This window comes from Pseudovibrio sp. W64, assembly GCF_001623145.1.
GTDB lineage: Bacteria > Pseudomonadota > Alphaproteobacteria > Rhizobiales > Stappiaceae > Pseudovibrio.
Map to the genome: position 1 here is coordinate 216273 of NZ_LMCI01000031.1, position 1748 is coordinate 218020.

A 1748-nucleotide genomic window follows, 5' to 3' on the forward strand; every position below is an offset into this window, starting at 1 on the left:
TAAAGCTCCCTCTCGGGAGCTTTTTGCTTTTGTGCCTTGTGTCAGCACTATGTAAGCAAATGAGAGTGTTTGAAATCGTAATTTCACCTCTCTTAGCTCCTGCAAATACCCTTTCAAATTAACTCTGGAAAAGCTGTTAATGTCGTCACTGGTCATCAGTACGCAAACTTCCCATAAAATTTGAGCGCTGAAAAGCCGTCAGAGAACTGTTGCTTGTCGTCAGAGCGCAATTTTAGTGCTTTTGATAATGGGCATGCCCGCTTCAAGCGATCAACAAAAAGGGCTTGAGAAGCATCACGCTTCCCAAGCCAGAATATTCCATGAGAGGCAAAGCCCCTCCTCATTCCGTATTTTTAATCTTTGGAGACTTCCAGCGCGCAAGGTTCGAGCAGCTCGGAAATCTTCTCGCTACTTCCCTGCACATCTTCAATGTGATTGCGCACAGTATCAAACAGCGTCAACGACGCTTCATATTCCTGTGTGTGCTCCATGCGCTCATTCAGTACCACACTCATGGAATAAACTATATTTTTGAGGTAGTTGGTTGTGGGGTGAAGTTGGTCCACTTCCTTGCGAAGGGACATATGGGCACATTTCTCTTTACCAGTATCAGTCATCTAATAACCCTCGTAAGTAGTTAGAACACCACTCATCAGAGAGCTTTCGACAACCCACTGGCGAGCGGGAGGTTTGAAACCTGTTACGAGACAGGCGGGTTTATTCCCCCGTAAAGGGTATTGTATTCAACGCCCTCCCGCCCATAAGCGAGAGTTTGCGTTTGGAGAACTAACTCCAGACACAAAGAAGCCGCGAATTAACGGTTGCGGTGATCGCTCGTACATGAGGTTCTGACGCCTCAAGATGAGCATGCGATGATTGGGGCAAGGTGTTAATGCAAGGAAACCGAATTCCTCCACAAACCCATAGGATTAGTGGGGCTAAAAAGGGATAACAACAACAAAAACCTCAACACCAAGCCCTCGCGAAATCCACATTGGCGCTTGCGCCATGGTCTCGAACTACCCGTAGGCAGACAAAGGCCTGGGAAGGATCCGGGACACCTTGAACCCGTCATCTTCTTCAGCACTTGAATCCGCTTCTGTCTCAACAACGGATAAACTCGATCTACCGCATTGTTAAAAGCATTTAACTTTACTGGCGAGAAACGTGAGTGTTTGATCTGATCACTTAGGATCTTGTTGCGAGCCTCCCCCATAGATGTGATCCAAGTTTATGATTAGGAAAGTGGCGGATCAGATATGGGAAGCAAGAGACCAAAGCCAGAGGAGATTGTCATTAAGCCGCGACAGGTTAAAGTCTTTACAGGACAAGGGATGCCGCACATTGATGCGATCAGACAAATCGGTGTGACTGAGCGTTTGTGCTGCGTTGTCTCTGATTTAACACTGGACAAACTGATCCTCACCGAGACTGCCAAGGGAAACTTATAAGCCCGTCCCATCGCCGGGCCTGCATCAACCCTGTTCTCACCAAACGAAGATTTTCGAGCGACGTGTTTGCCGTGTCCTCGGTCAGCACCGACCCACGCAGCGTTGTTCTCTGAGTGGGCGAGCGGATGAGGATCGTCTCGTCGTAGATATGTTGGAAGACTGCTTGCTGAGGTTGAGATTGGCACGGCTGAAGGTTTCACAGTGGCCCTTATGAGCGATTTAGGCTTACACAACTTGATCATTAGCATGCGTAATTGGGCTCGTCCTTCATGAGAGGTCAGCTCCTGTTAATATCGC

1 protein-coding gene and 1 pseudogene are annotated in these 1748 nt (G+C 48.1%); one reads left to right on the forward strand and one right to left on the reverse strand.

Features of this window, described 5'->3' with window-relative positions:
• Positions 1-353 precede the first annotated feature (353 nt).
• Complete coding sequence (locus PsW64_RS14370; RefSeq protein ID WP_063304042.1) at positions 354-617, reverse strand: hypothetical protein; 264 nt, start codon at positions 615-617, stop codon at positions 354-356.
• Between the two features lie 642 nt (positions 618-1259).
• On the opposite strand from PsW64_RS14370, the pseudogene PsW64_RS28230 reads away from it, so the two are divergent.
• A pseudogene (locus tag PsW64_RS28230) lies at positions 1260-1608 on the forward strand (IS3 family transposase); the annotation flags it as partial.
• Positions 1609-1748: the final 140 nt, after the last annotated feature.